The sequence below is a fragment of the Desulfurobacterium thermolithotrophum DSM 11699 genome (assembly GCF_000191045.1).
In the GTDB taxonomy this organism is placed as follows: Bacteria; Aquificota; Aquificia; order Desulfurobacteriales; family Desulfurobacteriaceae; genus Desulfurobacterium; species Desulfurobacterium thermolithotrophum.
The window spans coordinates 346,070-362,902 of sequence record NC_015185.1 but is presented as its reverse complement, the minus strand read 5'-3'; the positions used below and the strand labels follow the sequence as shown (position 1 = coordinate 362,902).

Annotated in this window: 16 protein-coding genes and 4 tRNA genes; 7 read left to right on the top strand and 13 right to left on the bottom strand. The window is 37.8% G+C overall.

Features of this window, described 5'->3' with window-relative positions; all coding sequences use genetic code 11:
- Positions 1–2 precede the first annotated feature (2 nt).
- Genes DESTER_RS01900 through DESTER_RS01890 form a run of 4 tightly spaced genes read right to left on the bottom strand, consistent with a single transcriptional unit; the run spans position 3 to position 3,521 of the window.
- Positions 3–983, bottom strand: coding sequence for an IS5-like element ISDeth1 family transposase (locus DESTER_RS01900; protein ID WP_013637983.1), 981 nt, complete (start codon positions 981–983; stop codon positions 3–5).
- 3 nt (positions 984–986) lie between these two features.
- Positions 987–1,157 (bottom strand): hypothetical protein, encoded by a 171-nt coding sequence (locus tag DESTER_RS08280; protein WP_013637982.1) that lies wholly within the window; start codon positions 1,155–1,157, stop codon positions 987–989.
- 46 nt (positions 1,158–1,203) lie between these two features.
- Positions 1,204–1,734 (bottom strand): 2-oxoacid:acceptor oxidoreductase family protein, encoded by a 531-nt coding sequence (locus tag DESTER_RS01895; RefSeq protein WP_013637981.1) that lies wholly within the window; start codon positions 1,732–1,734, stop codon positions 1,204–1,206.
- Complete coding sequence (locus DESTER_RS01890) at positions 1,731–3,521, bottom strand: thiamine pyrophosphate-dependent enzyme (protein ID WP_013637980.1); 1,791 nt, start codon at positions 3,519–3,521, stop codon at positions 1,731–1,733. Before DESTER_RS01890 ends, DESTER_RS01895 begins: the two co-directional genes overlap by 4 nt.
- Positions 3,522–3,620: 99 nt before the next feature.
- Between DESTER_RS01890 and prmC the strand changes: the two genes are divergently transcribed.
- From prmC to hisG, 5 genes are read left to right on the top strand one after another with little or no spacing between them, the layout of a single operon-like run.
- A complete protein-coding gene (gene prmC / locus DESTER_RS01885) occupies positions 3,621–4,469 on the top strand; it encodes a peptide chain release factor N(5)-glutamine methyltransferase (protein ID WP_041737641.1) in 849 nt (282 codons plus the stop codon).
- A 1-nt stretch (position 4,470) separates the two neighbouring features.
- Complete coding sequence (murA, locus tag DESTER_RS01880) at positions 4,471–5,739, top strand: UDP-N-acetylglucosamine 1-carboxyvinyltransferase (protein WP_013637978.1); 1,269 nt, start codon at positions 4,471–4,473, stop codon at positions 5,737–5,739.
- Positions 5,740–5,762: 23 nt separating this feature from the next.
- Complete coding sequence (locus DESTER_RS08365; RefSeq protein ID WP_041737326.1) at positions 5,763–6,047, top strand: hypothetical protein; 285 nt, start codon at positions 5,763–5,765, stop codon at positions 6,045–6,047.
- A complete protein-coding gene (locus DESTER_RS01870) occupies positions 5,954–7,072 on the top strand; it encodes an IS110 family RNA-guided transposase (protein WP_148223763.1) in 1,119 nt (372 codons plus the stop codon). Before DESTER_RS08365 ends, DESTER_RS01870 begins: the two co-directional genes overlap by 94 nt.
- 23 nt (positions 7,073–7,095) lie before the next feature.
- Entirely contained in the window at positions 7,096–7,731 is a 636-nt protein-coding gene (hisG, locus tag DESTER_RS01865; RefSeq protein ID WP_013637977.1) for an ATP phosphoribosyltransferase, read from the top strand.
- A 7-nt stretch (positions 7,732–7,738) separates the two neighbouring features.
- Here hisG and purU read toward each other — a convergent pair whose 3' ends face one another.
- From purU to DESTER_RS01830, 7 genes are all read right to left on the bottom strand, one after another.
- Complete coding sequence (gene purU / locus DESTER_RS01860; RefSeq protein WP_013637976.1) at positions 7,739–8,593, bottom strand: formyltetrahydrofolate deformylase; 855 nt, start codon at positions 8,591–8,593, stop codon at positions 7,739–7,741.
- A gap of 2 nt (positions 8,594–8,595) precedes the next feature.
- Positions 8,596–10,425 (bottom strand): glutamine--fructose-6-phosphate transaminase (isomerizing), encoded by a 1,830-nt coding sequence (glmS, locus tag DESTER_RS01855; protein ID WP_013637975.1) that lies wholly within the window; start codon positions 10,423–10,425, stop codon positions 8,596–8,598.
- Between the two features lie 227 nt (positions 10,426–10,652).
- Positions 10,653–10,729, bottom strand: a tRNA-Met gene (locus DESTER_RS01850).
- A 6-nt stretch (positions 10,730–10,735) separates the two neighbouring features.
- A tRNA-Gly gene (locus tag DESTER_RS01845) sits at positions 10,736–10,812 on the bottom strand.
- Positions 10,813–10,819: 7 nt separating this feature from the next.
- Positions 10,820–10,905, bottom strand: a tRNA-Tyr gene (locus DESTER_RS01840).
- Between the two features lie 4 nt (positions 10,906–10,909).
- A tRNA-Thr gene (locus DESTER_RS01835) sits at positions 10,910–10,986 on the bottom strand.
- On the bottom strand, positions 10,964–12,094 hold the full coding sequence (locus DESTER_RS01830) for an IS481 family transposase (RefSeq protein ID WP_013637974.1): 1,131 nt from the start codon (positions 12,092–12,094) through the stop codon (positions 10,964–10,966). Before DESTER_RS01830 ends, DESTER_RS01835 begins: the two co-directional genes overlap by 23 nt.
- Before the next feature lie 213 nt (positions 12,095–12,307).
- Here DESTER_RS01830 and DESTER_RS01825 point away from each other — a divergent pair, with 213 nt between their 5' ends.
- Positions 12,308–12,706: a hypothetical protein gene (locus tag DESTER_RS01825; RefSeq protein ID WP_013637973.1), complete on the top strand. Its 399-nt coding sequence runs from the start codon at positions 12,308–12,310 to the stop codon at positions 12,704–12,706.
- An 18-nt stretch (positions 12,707–12,724) separates the two neighbouring features.
- Positions 12,725–16,300: a cytochrome c3 family protein gene (locus tag DESTER_RS01820; RefSeq protein ID WP_013637972.1), complete on the top strand. Its 3,576-nt coding sequence runs from the start codon at positions 12,725–12,727 to the stop codon at positions 16,298–16,300.
- A gap of 235 nt (positions 16,301–16,535) precedes the next feature.
- Here DESTER_RS01820 and DESTER_RS08470 read toward each other — a convergent pair whose 3' ends face one another.
- Positions 16,536–16,667: a hypothetical protein gene (locus tag DESTER_RS08470; RefSeq protein ID WP_013637971.1), complete on the bottom strand. Its 132-nt coding sequence runs from the start codon at positions 16,665–16,667 to the stop codon at positions 16,536–16,538.
- A gap of 10 nt (positions 16,668–16,677) precedes the next feature.
- Positions 16,678–16,827: a hypothetical protein gene (locus tag DESTER_RS08275; protein WP_013637970.1), complete on the bottom strand. Its 150-nt coding sequence runs from the start codon at positions 16,825–16,827 to the stop codon at positions 16,678–16,680.
- Between the last annotated feature and the right edge of the window lie 6 nt (positions 16,828–16,833).

Sequence of the window (16,833 nt, the reverse complement as noted above, 5' to 3'; positions counted from 1 at the left end):
ATTTAATACCTTTTAAATGAGAGTGTTTGAAAAATCATCCAGACAAAGAACAAAACTCCCATGTTAAAGAGGATAAACTTAGCTAAAACAAACAGTTGAGCTATATGAAAGCTCTTTGTTTTCTCGTAACTTCCAACATCCTGCTTAACTTCTCCAAAAATACTCTCTATCAGTCCTCTAAACCTGTAAATTTCATCAGATTCTAAAAGCTCTTTGCATTTAAGCCTAATCTCAGATTTAATTCCCTTCCTTAATGTTTCTCTCACCTTTATGTAAGGCTTTAAGCCTACTAACAGAACAAGCTCAATAAACTTAATGCTGTCATAAGCTTTGTCTCCTAAAAATGGCTTTCCTTTCAAAGCTCTCCATATAAATCCCCTTTCGTTTAACCACCTAACTATTTTCTCTCCAAGTTTCACTTCCGAAGCGTAACTCTCTCCAGGTAATGCAGTAAGAATGAACCTTTTTCCATCTTTTAGATGAACGCTTAATACAACAACTTTAACGTGGCTTTTTACCTCCTTTATCTCTTTGCCTCTTAGAATTTTCAATGGATAAATCTCATTGTATTTGAAGCCAGTTCCATCTATTATCAGAAATCTTAGTTCTTTATGATACTTCCCTAAGAGTCTTCGAGAGACAAAGTTCAGAAAATCTACAAGGAGAATGGAAGGTAGTTGCTTGAGTCGGTAATAATAGGTTGAAAAATCAGGAATATTCTCTCTTCCAAATATCTGAACTGCCAAATATTCAAGGTCTCTGAATGATAGGTTCCAGGCTACTTGGAGGAAAAGAAGGGTAAGAATTATCTCGTCAGGGTATTTCTTGGGTCTTCCTCTTTTGGTTTTAAAAGGATATAAATATACCAGTACAGCCTGTCCTCTCCGGTTCATGTATGTTTTTGATAGGTTGAGTACTTTGTGGAAATTTAGTCTTTTCGCTTTCATACCGGAGAGGATAGGCTTTTTTCTTAATTTTGGCAATTTTCAAACACCCTCTTCAGCTTCTTTCTTCTTCTCTTCAAAAATACTATATTTTGAAGTCTTAACAAACATAGCAGCTGGCTCTATTACATTTCGTCCTATTTCTCTGCAAGTATCACACTCTACAAACGGTCTTCCCTCTTTTCCATCTAAATAAACTACCCTCCACCCCATTATTTATTCCCTATTGCCTATTGCCTCTTCCCTACTGCCTCTTGCCTCAATTACAACCTGTCAAAAAACCTTTATTTAAAGCTTCAATATTCACATCTGCAAACTTTGGATTCAATTCAACAATTGCTTTCTCAACTTCTTCCTTTGAAAAAGGAAAATTCTCAATCACTTTCAAAGCATAGCCTAAGATAAAAACGTTTAGAGACTTTGGATTTACCTCCCCCTTTACAGCTAACTCTGAAGCCTTAACAGTAAAAACGTTAAATCCATTAACCTCCGGGAAATCATCTTCAATATTTGTAACAATGTATCCTTCTGGCTTCAAATAGTGAAGAAATCTTAAAGTTTCGGTTGGATATAGACCTAAAAGCAGATCTGCTTGACCCTCTCCAACCAGAGGAGCTTTAAAGTCCCCAATTTTCAAGTATGAGATAACTGTTCCACCTTTTTGAGCCATACCGTGAGTTTCTGTTCCTATAAAATCGATACCTTTATTCAGAGCACACTGGGCAAGGAGTTTCACCAAAAAAATTGTTCCCTGTCCGCCAACTCCTGTCAGAACTATCTGATATCTCATCTCACATCCTCCACAAAGGCATCAAATGGACAAAGATCCGAAAGACAGACACCACAACCCACACAGAAGTAAGGATTTACCTCCACCTTTCCTTCATCGTTCCACTCAAAGGCAGGACAACCGAAATCGTTTATACAGTGTCCGCATCCTGTACACTTATCCTGATCGACTTTTGCAAACTTTCCAGGCAGTTTCACTTTTTCTTTGTCAAAAGTGCAGAACTCATTAACAATAGCAACAACAGGTCCGTTGGCTTTTTCATATATCTCTTTTACCTTCTTGAAAAACTCAACTGTAGTTTTAATGGTTCCATCGTAATCGAGAATCAAAGGTTTTACTCCACACCCTTCAACAATCTTCGGAATGCTGACATTTCCTATTCTCTCCGGAGTTGGCTGAAGACCAGTCATGGCAACGGTACTATTGTCCATAATTACCAGAACGAACTTGTGCCTGTTAGCGACAGCATCAATGAGGGGTGGAATGCCTGCATGGAGAAAAGTAGAGTCTCCAATCGTTGCAACTATTGGCTTTTTAGTATCAGATTTTGAGAAGCCACAGGAGAGTCCAACAGAAGCTCCCATACAGAGAACTGTATCAACAGCTTTTTGATTCAAACCGAGAGTGTAACAACCGATATCTGAAGGATAAATTGCCTTATTTCCAAAAACTTTTTTCATTCCATAGAAAACTGTTCTATGCGGACAGCCGGGACACAGAGCAGGCACTCTTGGAGGAACTTCTCCTTCATATTCTTTTCCAACGTAGACGTTCCTACTTATGTGTCCCCTTTTTAAAAGGATATCGGCAACTCTATCGTGTGCAACCTCATCTATCTGGAAAACATCCCCAGAAAGTTTACCTCTAACGTTTCCAAGGTGTTTTATCTGTTCCTCTATAAGAGGATAGGTCTCCTCAAAGACTATAACCTCTTCGTAAGAGGAGATTAAATCACTTAACCTCCCCGAAGGAAGAGGAGTTGGCATGTCAATCTTTAAAACATCTGCTTTTAATCCTGTATCCTCAAGGACTTCAAGAACATAAGAGTAACTCGTTCCAGAAGCAATAATGAGAAGTTTTCCTCCTCTAAGCTTTTCAACTTGGGGCTTCAAGAACTCATCGTAGTTGAACTGTGCAATTCTCTGAAGCTTTTCCAGAAGCTCATACCCCTGCTTTAATCGAGGGATTCTTGGAACTGCCGCCCACCTTTCAATATTTCTTTCAAACTTTCCTTCTCTTCCCTCAAACTCAAAGTCAGGAATATCAACTATCTGTCTTCCGTGACATACCCTAAGAACGGGTCTGAGAATAACAGGAATTTCAAACTTTTCAGAGAGGTTAACGCCAATAACCGTCAGTCTGAAAGCATCTTCTGGACTTGAAGGATCAAGTGCAGGAATTCTTGCAAACTTTGCAAAGTACCTCGAATCCTGTTCTGTCTGAGAGCTGTAAAATCCTGGGTCGTCTGCAGAGATTATGAGGAAACCACCCTTATTTCCTATATAAGCACTACTCATCAGGGCATCTGAAGCCACGTTGAGACCGACCATTTTCATTCCACAGGCTGCCCTTTTACCGGTTATCGCAGCAGCATAAGCTGTTTCAAAGGCAACCTTTTCGTTAGTTGACCACTCGGCATAGGCTGAAAGATTCTTTTGCTTGACAATTTTCTGGTAGGTCTCTAAAATTTCCGAACTCGGAGTTCCAGGATAGGCTGCCATAACATCAACGCCAGCGTAAAGCAATCCCCAGGCTATAGCCTCATTTCCTAAAAGTGTCTTTTTCATCTCTTCCTCGTTATTGATGATATTCTTTCCTAGTTGAACAATGAATCTTAATTCTATCACGTTACATAATTGCTCTCTCCTGTGTGTATAATTCCTGACATGAAATGGACTGTTGGAAAACTAATCAAAAGAGCAACAGAAATTCTCAGAGAGAGAGGGATAAAGTCAGCAAGACTCGATGCTGAGCTGCTCCTTGCCCATTCTCTTGGATTTAAAGACAGAATTAAGCTTTACACAGAGTTTGAAAGACCTCTAACAGAAGAAGAGGTAGAAAACTACAGACAACTGATAAAGAGAAGGGCAAAGGGAGAACCTGTTGCCTACCTCACAGGTGAGAAAGAGTTCTTTGGTTTCACATTTAAAGTTCAGAAAGGTGTTTTAATTCCAAGGCCTGAGACAGAGCTCCTTGTCGAAGTGGTTTACGATTATTTAAAAGACAAAGAAGATAAGACTATAGTTGATGTTGGAACTGGAAGTGGATGCATTATTTTAACTCTTTATAAGCTTCTTGGAGACAAACACAGATATATCGGAACAGATATATCTTCTATTGCGTTAAAAGTTGCCAACGAAAATAAAGAACTTCTTGGCTGTAATAACGTAGAGATAGTAAAGATGGACTTGTTAAAAGAAATTAACTATCCTGTTGACGTTATTGTTTCTAATCCTCCTTACATTCCTTTTGGAGACAAAAAGTTAGATAAAGAAGTTTTAAAATATGAACCCGCCGTTGCACTTTTTGGTGGAAAAAGTGGTTTAGAGATAGTTGAAAGATTAATAGGAGAATCTGCTAAAAAACTTAGTTCTAACGGTTTTTTTGCTATTGAGATAGGAAAAGGACAATCAAAAGGGGTGAAAAAGCTTTTAGAAAAAGCTGGTTTTAGAAATATTAAGTTGCACAAAGACTTAGCAGGAGTAGAAAGAGTTATTTCTGCAGAAAGAGGTTAGAATGGAAAAGTTTGTTATAAAAGGTGGAAGGAAGCTTTATGGAAAGATTCGAATATCTGGTTCAAAGAATGCATCTCTTCCAATCCTATTTTCTTCTATATTGACTGGAAGACTTAAACTTTCAAATGTTCCTGATTTAAAAGATGTAACAACTACTTGTTATTTGCTTCAAAAAATGGGATTTGAAATTGAGAAAAATAAAGATGTTGTTGAGATTGAAAGCGGGAAAGTCATAAAAACAGAAGCTCCCTATGAGCTTGTTAAAACTATGAGGGCATCTATCCTTTGCTTGGGACCTCTTCTTGCAAAATACGGTAAAGCTAAGGTTTCTATGCCTGGTGGTTGTGCAATAGGTTTAAGACCTGTAAACCTTCATCTTAAAGCTCTTTCAAAAATGGGAGCAGACATAAGGATAGATCATGGTTATATAACGGCAGAAGTAAAAGGAAGGCTAAAAGGATGTGAAATAACTTTTGACTTCCCTACTGTAGGGGGAACGGAAAATGTTCTCATGGCTGCAGTTCTTGCAGATGGAAAAACCATCATAAGAAATGCTGCAAAAGAACCAGAAATAGTTGATTTAGCAAAAGCTTTGAAAAAAGCTGGAGCAATTATAGAAGGAGAAGGAACAGACGTTATAGAAATAACAGGGATTTCTGAACTTGAAGAAATAGATTATAGAGTAATGCCAGATAGGATTGAAGCGGGAACATTTGTTGCAGCAGTTGGTCTTGCAGGTGGAGAGATAGAATTAGAAGAGTTTCCATTTGAAGTTTTAAAAGCAGTAATAGAAAAATTTGAAGAAGCAGGGCTAAAGATAGAAAAGTTGGATAAAAACAGAGCAAAAGTAAAAAAAGTAGGAAAACTTAAGGGTACAGACATTATTACTCAACCTTATCCTGGATTTCCAACTGACATGCAAGCTCAATTCATGGCAACTATGTGTCTTGCAGAAGGAGTTTCTGTTATAAAGGAAACCATCTTTGAGAATCGTTTTATGCATGTTCTTGAACTTCAAAGACTTGGAGCTGATATTTCAATAGATGGAAACACAGTAGTTATAAAGGGAGTAGACAAGTTAATTGGAGCTAAAGTTACAGCTACAGATCTAAGAGCAAGTGCTTCTCTTGTTATAGCAGGACTTGCTGCAGAAAATACAACTGAAGTTTATAGAATTTACCATCTTGATAGAGGATATGAAAGGATGGAAGAAAAGCTCCAAGCTCTCGGAGCTAATATAAAAAGAGAAAAAAGTGAACTTCCATACTAAGATTAAAGGAGATGATATAAAAGATGTCACCCCCTGAAATTCGGGACTATAGTAAAGAGGCAACCTTTAAAGGCAGGAGGCTGGATTTTTCCCTGGGGAATAAGCCCCGTGCGTGGAGATTAGCCGATGCCTCCTGCCGGCTAATTATAGTGGCGGGAAGCGCCGTATTGGAGTATGGGAATAGTTCCGAAGCAGAGGTTGCAAAACACAAAACATATCAGGGGGTAGAGATGAAGGAGAAGGTAGAGAAAACACTGTATGTCGGAGTGGGACTACCACAAAAACAGCTTTACAGCAGCTTTATTTAGATTGTCTGACAGGGATACTTAATACCAAGAAGTACGAAGCAGAAGAGTTAGAGAAATTTAAAAATCACCTAACAACTTTTAGGAAAAAAGGATATTCAGTAAAAGTTGCGGTAGAAACCTTAACAGGAGTAACATTTTTTACGGAGGAGATAAGGAACTGCGTTGATGAAATAACTTACGTTAACACTAACAAATTTAAGAACATTCTAAAAGGTGTTAACAGTGCTAAAAACGACAGGATAGATGCAGAAACGATAGCCATTTACTATGAAATGGGCTTACTTCCGACAGTTTACGTCCCGACGAGAAAAGAAAAAGAGCTAAGGATAAAGATGAAAGAGAGAGATAGCTTTGTAGATATGAGAAAAGGGGTAATTAACAGACTTCATAGCCTATTGCTTGAATATGGGATAAAGACAAACAAGAGAGAACTCACCACGAAGAAAGGGATGGAAAGGATAAAGGAAGAAACGAAGAAGAAAGTGCCTCCGTCATTACGAGAAACGATATGGAGGCAAATAGAAACAATAGAATACTTAACAGATAAGATAAGAGAGACAGAAGAAGATATCAAGAGTTTTATAGGAGAAGATGAGGAGCTTAAGGGAAAAGTAGAACTTCTAAAAAGCATACCTGGAGTAGGAGATATAGTAGCTATAGCCTTTATATCTGCCGTATGTAACGAAGAGAGGTTTGAAAACGGAGACAAGGTAGCGGCTTATTTTGGACTTGTTCCTCGTGCTAATAGCAGTGGAGACGAAGTTAGAAATGGAAGGATAACAAAGAAAGGGGACAGCAGAACGAGGAACAAGATTATCCAGGCTACGAGAGCGTTATTGAACAGCAAGTTAGACAATTCAGTTAAAAGATTTTACGAAGGGTTAGTTAAGAAAGGTTTAGAGAAGAAGAAAGCGCTGATAGCTGCGGCGAGGAAATTGGTTAAAGTAATGTTCGCAGTTTTGAGAGAGAGAAGGCAATTTATGGATTTTGTTGAAAATAAATGCAACCTCTGTGTTGGGGGTTGACATCTTTCATAGGAGAAAGAAATATGAACTACAACCAAATAACAATTGCTCTTCCTAAAGGTAGGCTTTTAAAAGATGCGGTTAAATTTCTTAAAGAGGCAGGGATAGATGCTTCTGAAACTTTAAAGGAGACAAGAAAACTAATATTTGAATGGGAAAATTATAGGTTTATTCTTGTAAAACCTATGGACGTACCAACTTATGTCTATTATGGGACAGCAGACATAGGAATTGCTGGAAAAGATGTTATTGAAGAAAAAGGATATGATCTTTATGAGCCTTTAGATCTTGGTTTTGGTGGCTGTAGACTTTCTGTTGCAGAGCCTGAAAATATAGAAGAACCTTACGATATCGAAAAACTTTCATTTATTAAAGTAGCTACAAAGTATCCCAAAATTACTGATAGGTATTTCAGAAGCAAAGGAATTCATCCTGAAATTATAGTTCTTTATGGTTCTGTAGAGTTAGCTCCTCTTGTTGGACTTTCAGATAGAATTGTTGATCTTGTTCAAACTGGAACAACACTTCGTGCAAATGGCTTAAAAGAGGTAGATACGATTCTTTACTCAACAGCAAGATTAATAGTAAACAAGGCAAGCCTTAAAACCAAGTATTCAATCATAAAACCAATAGTAGATAAAATTAAAGCTATCTTGTAGTTATGAATTAATCAAAGATTACCGTTTTGTTGTCATATACGAGTATTTTGTTTTCAAGATGCCATCTAACAGCTCTTGCAAGGACTAATTTTTCAAGATCTCTACCTTTTCTAATCATGTCCTCTATACTGTCTCTATGACTTACTCTGACAACATCCTGTTCTATTATTGGACCTTGATCAAGCTCTTCCGTTACGTAATGACTTGTTGCTCCAATTATTTTCACTCCTCTTTCATAAGCTCTATGGTAAGGTTTTGCTCCTACAAAGGCTGGAAGGAAAGAGTGATGAATGTTTATTATCTTGTTTCTAAATTCATTGACGAATCTATCACTTAATATCTGCATATACCTTGCAAGAATTATTAGATCAATTTTTTCTTTTTTTAGGAGCTCTATTTCTTTTTCTTCAACTTCAAGCTTATTTTTTTTACTTTTTGGAAAATGGTAGAAAGGAACTCCATACATTTCAACAACTGGTTTAAGATCTGGATGATTGCTTATTACAAATTTGAGATTTCCCCTAAGCTCACCAGCTTTAAATCGATAAAGGAGTTCATAAAGGCAGTGGTCATACTTTGAAACAAAAATAGCAACATTTTGAATATCAGAACTAAACTTTATTTGGTAATCCATCTGAAATTTTTCTGCAATAGGCTGGAAAGATTCAGGTAATTTTTCTTTCGGTATTTCAAAGTTGCTTAAATCCCATTCTATTCTCATGAAGAAGATTTCCTTCTGAAAATCAATGTGTTGATCTGCATGAAGAATGTTCCCACCATGTTTTGCTATAAAACCTGTAATTTCTGCAAGTATTCCTTTTCTATCTGGGCAGGAAATTAAAAGTATTGCTGTTTCTCTCATCTTTACTCCACAGTAACGCTCTTAGCAAGATTTCTTGGTTGGTCAACATCATAACCTAAAAAATCTGCGATATAGTAAGCAAAAAGCTGCAAAGGTACGACATTAATAATAGGAGATAAAAACTCATTAACCTCTGGAACCTCTATAGAAAACTCTGAAAGTTGTTTTACAGCTTTATCTCCCTTATTAACTATAGAAACAACCCTTCCCTTTCTTGCTTTAACTTCTTCAACATTTGAAAGCACTTTCTCGTAAACTTTACTCTTTGTTGCAACAACTATTACTGGCATCGTTTCATCTATTAATGCTATAGGACCATGCTTCATTTCACCAGCAGGATATCCTTCTGCGTGTATATATGAAATCTCCTTTAGCTTTAGTGCTCCCTCAAGAGCTATTGGGTAGTTTACATACCTCCCAAGATAAAGAGCATCAGAAGCTTTATAAAATTCAAGTGCAATTTTTTTAACGATTTCTTCTTTTCTCTCAGTATTTAAAAATTCTTCCATTTTAGATGGTACTTCCATTAAAAGTTTAAAGTAAGCTTCTAACTTTTCAGAACTTAAGGTTTTTCTTTCTTTGCCAAGATAAAGAGCAAGTATAAAAAGTGCTGTAAGTTGCGTCGTAAAGGCTTTTGTTGATGCTACGCTTATCTCAGGACCAGCATAAGTGTAGATAGTAGTATCAGCTTCTCTTGTGATCGTTGAACCTATTACATTGCATATTGCAAGGGTTTTTGCTCCTTTCTCTTTTGCTAGTTTCATTGCTGCAAGTGTATCTGCTGTTTCTCCCGATTGAGTAATAGCAATGACTAATGTCTTTTCATTTACTATTGGATTTCTATATCTATATTCAGATGCATAATCTACTTCTACTTGAATACGGGTAAGGTTTTCTATGTAGAATTTTCCTATAAGACCAGCATGATAAGAAGTACCACAAGCAATGATTTGAATTCTATCAAAGGATTTAGGGTCAACTCCTTCAAGTTTACCATCTCCTTTAAGCCATGACATGTTTCCACTTATCGTATCTGCAATTGATCTTGGTTGTTCAAAAATTTCTTTTAGCATGAAATGTTTATAGCCTGCTTTTTCAGCTTGAGCTATAGACCATGGGATAGTGTGAACTTCTTTTTCTTTTTTCTCTCCATTGAAGTCAAAGATTTCAACACTATTCTTTTTAATTACTGCTAATTCAAAATCATCAAGAAAAATTGCTTTATTTGTATAGGGTAAGAAAGCAGGAACATCAGAAGCTATAAAATTTTCTTCCTCCCCAAGTCCAATAACAAGAGGACTATCCTTTCTTGCTACAAAAATTTTATCCTGCTGAAGAGAAGAAATAACTCCAATTGCGTAAGAGCCTTTAAGACGAGAAACGGCTTTTCTAAAAGCTTCAAAAAAGTTAGGTGTTTCCTTTAATTCTTCTTCTATTAAATGAGCAATTACTTCTGTGTCTGTTTCTGAAAGGAATTTGTGTCCTTTAGATTGAAGTTCTTTTCTTAGTTCCACGTAGTTTTCTATTATTCCATTATGGACTACTGCTATTTTTTGAAAACAGTCAAAATGAGGATGGGCATTTTTACTTGCAGGCTTGCCGTGTGTTGCCCACCTGGTATGACCAATACCAATGCTGGAAAAAAGATTTAGCTTGTTAAGTTCTATTTCAAGATTTCGTATTTTTCCTTCCTTTTTATATACTTTAAGCTTTCTATTTATAATTAAAGCAATACCTGCGGAATCATAACCTCTATATTCAAGCCTTTTAAGACCATCTAAAACGACATTTTTTGCATTATCTTTACCAACGTAACCTACAATCCCACACACTCTAACCTTCCCTTTTAGAAATTTGCTAAAGTATAACATAGGAAACTTGAGTAATTCTAAAGTAGCTGTAAGATACCTTTTGCTATCTTTGATTTCTGTTAGAAGAAGGCATAAAAACAAAAGAATTTTGAACAGGAAGGTGATAAATAAGAAAGCTTATAGGAATCTAAGAGAGCATTCTAGGATAGAAAATACTATTTTTATTTTTGCGTTCACTTTTAAAAAATTGGTTGCGGGGGCGGGATTTGAACCCGCGACCTTCGGGTTATGAGCCCGACGAGCTACCAGACTGCTCTACCCCGCGATATTATGGAGCGGGCGACGGGATTCGAACCCGCGACCCTCAGCTTGGAAGGCTGATGCTCTAGCCAGCTGAGCTACGCCCGCTCTTTAATGGTGGAGGGGGCAGGATTCGAACCTGCGTAGGCGTCAGCCGGCGGATTTACAGTCCGCTGCCTTTGACCACTCGGCCACCCCTCCAGTATGGTGCCGGCTGAGGGAGTCGAACCCCCGACCTGGTGATTACAAGTCACCCGCTCTAGCCAGCTGAGCTAAGCCGGCACTTACTGGACGGTGAATAATATAGGAAGTTATTTTTTAATGTCAAGTATCTGTTCGAGTTCAATACATGGTGGACACCTTGATGACTTCTAATATAGTCCTCAAACTTCTCAGCGGGAGTCTTGTAATTTAAAGAGTGATGGGGTCTAAGAAAGTTGTAAATCTTTAAATACTCAAAAAGTTTTTTATTCATCTCATCAACAGTCGGTTCTGTTCCTTCTATCATCCATAGTTCACTTTCTGTCGTTTGAATAAACCTTTCTACATGCGCATTAGTCTTGGGAGATTTCGGATAACTAAAGTAGTGTTCTATCCCTTTTCTTTTAAGATATTCGTCTAACTCCCCTAAAAATTCGCTCCCGTTATCCGTTTGAACTTTCTCTATCTTGAAGGGAAGAAATTTTTCAAGTTCTTCAAAAAACCTTCTTCCGCTCCTGCTGCTTTTTGTAGAATAAACCTTGGCAAATGCTATTCGGGTGAACTTGTCTATTGCCGTGAACTGGTAAAAGGTTTTACCGCACCAGTAGAGGTATTTAACGTCCATGAGGATTGTTCCTGGTTTGTCTGCTCTTAGTCCTTTTCTGGTGCGGTTCTTTTTCCCTTTCTGTTTCTTCCTCTTGTAGGTACTTTTTAGTTTCCAGGTTCTTTCTATTAGTCCGTGTCTTTTGAGAACCCTGTAAACTGTAGAGGATGATATTTTTACATTTAGGTATCTTTCCATGAAGGCTGCTATCTTTTCTTTGCTCCAGGTTGGGAATTTTTCCCTTATTGTGACGATGATGTGTTCTATTTCAGGTTCTGTTTGGGGTTGTCTTACTTTATGAGGTCTTTTGTTTCTGTCTTGGAGTCCTTCTATCCCGTACTTGTCGTATCTTTTTTTCCACTTGTAGAAGGTTGTTGGACTGATGCCAAAGTATCTGCATGTTTTTCTGGCGTTGCCTGTTTTGTGGTAATACTCTATCCATTTGAGTCTCCTTTTAACATTTCTGTCTTTTGTTAGGTCAAGTTTCTTTTTTACTCTTCTTCCTTCTTTCAGGGTTTCTTTGAATGCTGTATTTGTGCTTGATATATGGAGGGATGTTCCTTTGAATCTTTTCAATTGTTTCATCGGTGGACACCTCCTTCTGGGATTCAAAGGTTATTTTAGGGTGTCCACCTTCTATCTGAACTTCAACACTTTTTGTATAAATTCAGTACATGATGAACATTTTTTCTTTCTGATTTTTTACTTTGTTTTCCGTATTGCTGATGTTACCTTCTTTGCGATTTTTTAAAATTCTATATAATAAATAAATGAATAAAAGTTTTTAGGAGGTTTGCTATGGCTTCAAAATCTTTAAGGAAGGTTCTTTCCTTAGCTTCCCTTTTTACAATGGGAACTCTTGCATATTCCTCTTCAGCTTATCCACATCCAGCTGTACCGCTCAAGGATATTGACGGTAACCCGATTACCCTCGACACAAGCAAGTGTATAAAAATTGGTAACAAAGAATACTGCGAGGGAAAACCTGTAAGTTGGGAAGCAACTTGCGGTGCCTGTCACAAAGAAATAACGGGAGATGTAACTAGTGGAGTTCACTTTCCAGGTCCTGTTCATGCAGCCTATCACATAGGTCGTGGATGGAATGAATTAGCAGATAATTTTGGAGCAGAAAGAGTTAAGGAAGGAAAAGATTATAGAAAATTCCTTCGCTCTTTTGGTGATGATGGAGCATGGTGACCACCTTCTTACCGCCAGTTGGCGGCAAAGAAACCATCTGAAGATCCAGGTTTAGCACCTGACGTAAATAACGAAACAGATTTTAGAGGTAATGTTGCTTACGATATGGATCAGGGAACACCGGATAAAGTATTTACCTGTGCTTCTTGTCACTCTGGTGGAATTATGGAGTTTGATAGAGATTCAGGGAAAAGACATGATGAAGTATCAGACTGGGATGATGCTAAAGATGGAACTGGATTCTTCTCAAATGCAACTTACAGCGATAGTGAAGTGGATGGTGACGCATTTTCTTATACTCCAGATGAATACTCAAGAGGTTACTTAGGTAAACCCCATAAGTTTAACTGGAAGAAGTCCGGAGTCCTTGATACAGACTGTTTCTTATGTCATGCTGATAGAGGTCAGAATAAATCTGTTCAGTCTGGTATGTGGACTGCAGACAATCCTACACCTGCTAATCCAAGAGTTTTTATTTTTGAAAAGAAAGATGCAGAAGGAAAAGTTGTTGAAATTTCACTTGGTTTTCCACCAAGTTTAAATTCCACCGAAATTAGTAATAATTACACAATAGACTCAGTGGCGTTTTACTCTAATCCTTTAGAAAGAATAATAAACCTTTATTATAACGAAGAGATTACAAACTGTTTGGAAAATATAAACGCTGCTGATAACATGACATTAAGAACAATCGTAGTTTCTCAGTTAACAGAAGCCATAAGAAAAGGAGACCTTTATAGCCCAGATTACAACATAAACATAGTGAATCCTGCAGATAACTCAACCATCTGTACCATGAATAATACAACTGCTCCAGCTCTTGGTAATTTCACTTCCACTTTCTTCATCGACCCTGGAGCTCCAAACTTCTCTGCAAGAGATTACTTGAGAAATGCTTTCTTTGAATCAACAGTTGAAGGTCAACCATACGTCGGCGCTGGTATGTTCCTTAGAGCTACAACAATAAACGACATGTTCTCTTACAATCCAATGGATACAAGTAATCCAAAGCCGTTCGTAAACCTTGGAAGAGCTGGTTTCTTCTTCGGTTGGGCTGACACTGGAACTTTAATGGGAGTTGCTCATCCCGATGATCCTTCCAAACCTCTGGCTTTTGTAAAACTTGAAAAGCAGGAAGATGGAACGTTTAAGGCTGTTGCTTACTATGCAACGGATGCTGATCTTTCGAGTGTCAAGCTGCCAATTCTTGAAACGAGTGGACACTATACTCTCTGTAAAGCAGATAGTTCAAAAGAAGCTGGAGTTAGCAAATCTTTACCTGCAGATAGGAAAGATGACGAACTTACTCTGATGTGTGCCCAGTGTCACTTTGCAATACCAGATGAGGGCAACAGATGGTTTGATATGAACGGCAAGAGCCACCCATCTTGGTACGTAAGACGTGGAATTATTGGAATGGGTGCTGATGTTGTGAAAAGAGCTGCCGTCTTTAGCAGAGAAACAGAGGGTAATACGACAGATGCTCCAATATTTGTGAATCCAGATGGAACAATAGCTGATCCGAACAACGCTACTGCAGGACTTCCCTCTGGATATGATGTTCACTTTGCAGCAGATAAAGGAAACCTTTCTTGTCTTTCCTGTCACGGTCAAGACAATCTCTCTGATGAAGAAAAATTACATCACAATCCTCATAACTTCTTGAAAGGAAATGATCCTGCAGGTGAGGTAATGCCGGCACTTGACTACAATCCTTCACTTCAGACCTGTACAAAGTGTCACTGGGGTTCTGATGCTGCTGCAGCTAAGGAACACGAAGCTTACTTTGGACCGGCAGCTTCAGTTCACATAAACTCTATGATGTGTCAGGTTTGCCATGTTCCTTATAAAACATACTGGAGCTTTAGATTTTTCAACGATCTTGTAGGTTATTCCAGCCAATTTGACAATAGATTTATGAAGTTTGTAGTGGACAATGGAAATGTAACAATGTATCAGTTCCCACCTGAATGGGCTATTCCTGCATTCTCTCCATCTCCGACTTACGGTGTTAACTATGCCTTTACGATTACTCAGACGACTAATGACGGTGGAGATGCAATTGTTCCTATGACAATGATAGATATGGATCCATATAGAGCTCTAATGAGATGGAATGATAACGGCACTATGTTTGGCATGTGGGCAACAGGTGCTGATCCGCAAATGAAGCCGTTCCTTTTCCCATGGAGATGGGCACCGGCAATAGTAAGGAGACATACAATTGACGATAATGGTAATGATGTCGTAAAAGCAGGTTTAATTAATCCAATTACAGTTGCAACCTGGATGGATGCATCTACAGGAAGAGTTTTATTTGTTAGAGAACTTAATGCTGCTGTTAAAGGATTAGCAGTTGATCCAACTACAGGAAAACCTGTTGGTCGCTCCACAGTTGACCCTGAAGATCCACAAAAAGAAGTTCCAGCAATAACTATGGCTCCAGTTTCTCAAGCTCAAGCTGACACCGGAAAACCTGCTATATCTATGAAAGACTTAAATGGAAACGACACAGGAATGGTAGCAGCAGTTAAGCTAATAAATGGTAAGTTTATTTATGATAACGACGGAGATATGGTGCCAGAAATTGATAGCGATTATGAATACGATGCTATGAAAGAAGCTTTAACACAGGTTCTCAACAAGGAAGATCCAAACCATTCTCATAATCCTGTAATATATTTAGGAATAGCTCCATTTGGTGTTGATCACGGAGTTCTTCCAGCTAAATATGGTCTTGGAGCTCAAAAGTCAGGTCCTCTCTCCTGTAATGCGTGCCACAATTCAGATGAATCAAAGAACAGGTACAGTCCAGCTGTGAAAAGTGGAAACTTTAACGCTGGAAGATTTGTAACTCTTGTTCCATTTGCTCTTCCAGATAAAGCTATTAAAGAATCAAAAGCTTACGGTGGTTGGCATGTGCCAAAAGGAGTTACTACTGTCAAAACTCCAGATGGCAGAGAAATAATGGGATTAACTCAGGGAGCTCTCGCCCAGTTTGAATCTGTTCCAGTTGAAAGCAAGGAATACGCTGCCTTCGCTCTTGTTACAAGAGAAGGAGGAACAGTATCCAAAGAAGGCATAGTAATTTCTGTATCACCTGGAGCTGTAGATGTTCCAACTATAATTAAAGTAGAAAAAGCCGAAGTTCCAGAATTACAGTCTTCCGTGCTAGAAGAAGCATCAAAAGAGGGAATAAAAACTCCTGTACTTGCCTCTGAAATTCTTCATATTCATACAAAAACAAACAGATTTAATTCTCCAATTCAGATAACACTTCCTTATGATCCAACAAAAGTTACTGGAAAGGTTTCCTTATTTACCAGTGAAGATGGAAAAACTTGGACTAAGATTGGAGATTTTGATGTAGACTCTAATAATCCTTACGTTACATTCTCTCGTTCTACACTTAGCTATTTTGCTATTGTAGGAACTGCTTCCACAGAAAGTTATCCTCAAACAACGACAACTACTGCTACTGGTGGAGGTGGATGTTCCATTGCTCCAGCTGTATCCCCAATTTCAGGAATTCTTAACTTTTTCTTAATGGCTCTTGGAGCATTAGGCTTAAGATTTAGAAGAAAGAAACACTAAAATCTAATAAAGGGAAGAATCCCGTTTAGGGATTCTTCCCTTCCTAAAATAATTTTCTTCAAATTTTGAAATATTTTCCTAAGTAGTAATTTTACTGAATAAAGAAAAAATGGAATTAATTCACATTTGCGGAACTTTTTGATAAGAAAAGGTAGAAATCAGGTAGGAAGATAAAGCGGAATAAAAAAAGAAAACTTTAACGGGACCTCTTAAAAAAGTCCCGCTGATAAGTAAATTAGTGATGACCTCCAAATAAATGCTTGTAAGCAGTTAAAAAGAGTGTAAGCAACATAAAAATATAAAGAACTAACTCAACTGCAGATATCCATTTTCTGAAAAAGAATATGTTTTTAAGAGCTCTTCCCATAGTTTCCTCCTTAGAACCACATGAATATAGATTCTGAATACCAATGGACGAATTTAACAAGCCAAACTCCTAAAATAGGTAAAAGTAAAATTGCTAGTGTAGCTATCAAAACTATCCATGCTTCTTTTTCTATATCTCTGGAACTAACCTCTCTTGCCATATTTTA

Bases quoted from the DNA above. Each gene is read 5' to 3' on its own strand.
- DESTER_RS08280 (WP_013637982.1), bottom strand. From the start codon at position 1,157: ATGGGGTGGAGGGTAGTTTATTTAGATGGAAAAGAGGGAAGACCGTTT.
- DESTER_RS01895 (WP_013637981.1), bottom strand. From the start codon at position 1,734: ATGAGATATCAGATAGTTCTGACAGGAGTTGGCGGACAGGGAACAATT.
- DESTER_RS01890 (WP_013637980.1), bottom strand. From the start codon at position 3,521: ATGAAAAAGACACTTTTAGGAAATGAGGCTATAGCCTGGGGATTGCTT.
- prmC (WP_041737641.1), top strand. From the start codon at position 3,621: ATGAAATGGACTGTTGGAAAACTAATCAAAAGAGCAACAGAAATTCTC.
- murA (WP_013637978.1), top strand. From the start codon at position 4,471: ATGGAAAAGTTTGTTATAAAAGGTGGAAGGAAGCTTTATGGAAAGATT.
- DESTER_RS08365 (WP_041737326.1), top strand. From the start codon at position 5,763: ATGTCACCCCCTGAAATTCGGGACTATAGTAAAGAGGCAACCTTTAAA.
- hisG (WP_013637977.1), top strand. From the start codon at position 7,096: ATGAACTACAACCAAATAACAATTGCTCTTCCTAAAGGTAGGCTTTTA.
- purU (WP_013637976.1), bottom strand. From the start codon at position 8,593: ATGAGAGAAACAGCAATACTTTTAATTTCCTGCCCAGATAGAAAAGGA.
- DESTER_RS01830 (WP_013637974.1), bottom strand. From the start codon at position 12,094: ATGAAACAATTGAAAAGATTCAAAGGAACATCCCTCCATATATCAAGC.
- DESTER_RS01825 (WP_013637973.1), top strand. From the start codon at position 12,308: ATGGCTTCAAAATCTTTAAGGAAGGTTCTTTCCTTAGCTTCCCTTTTT.
- DESTER_RS08470 (WP_013637971.1), bottom strand. From the start codon at position 16,667: ATGGGAAGAGCTCTTAAAAACATATTCTTTTTCAGAAAATGGATATCT.
- DESTER_RS08275 (WP_013637970.1), bottom strand. From the start codon at position 16,827: ATGGCAAGAGAGGTTAGTTCCAGAGATATAGAAAAAGAAGCATGGATA.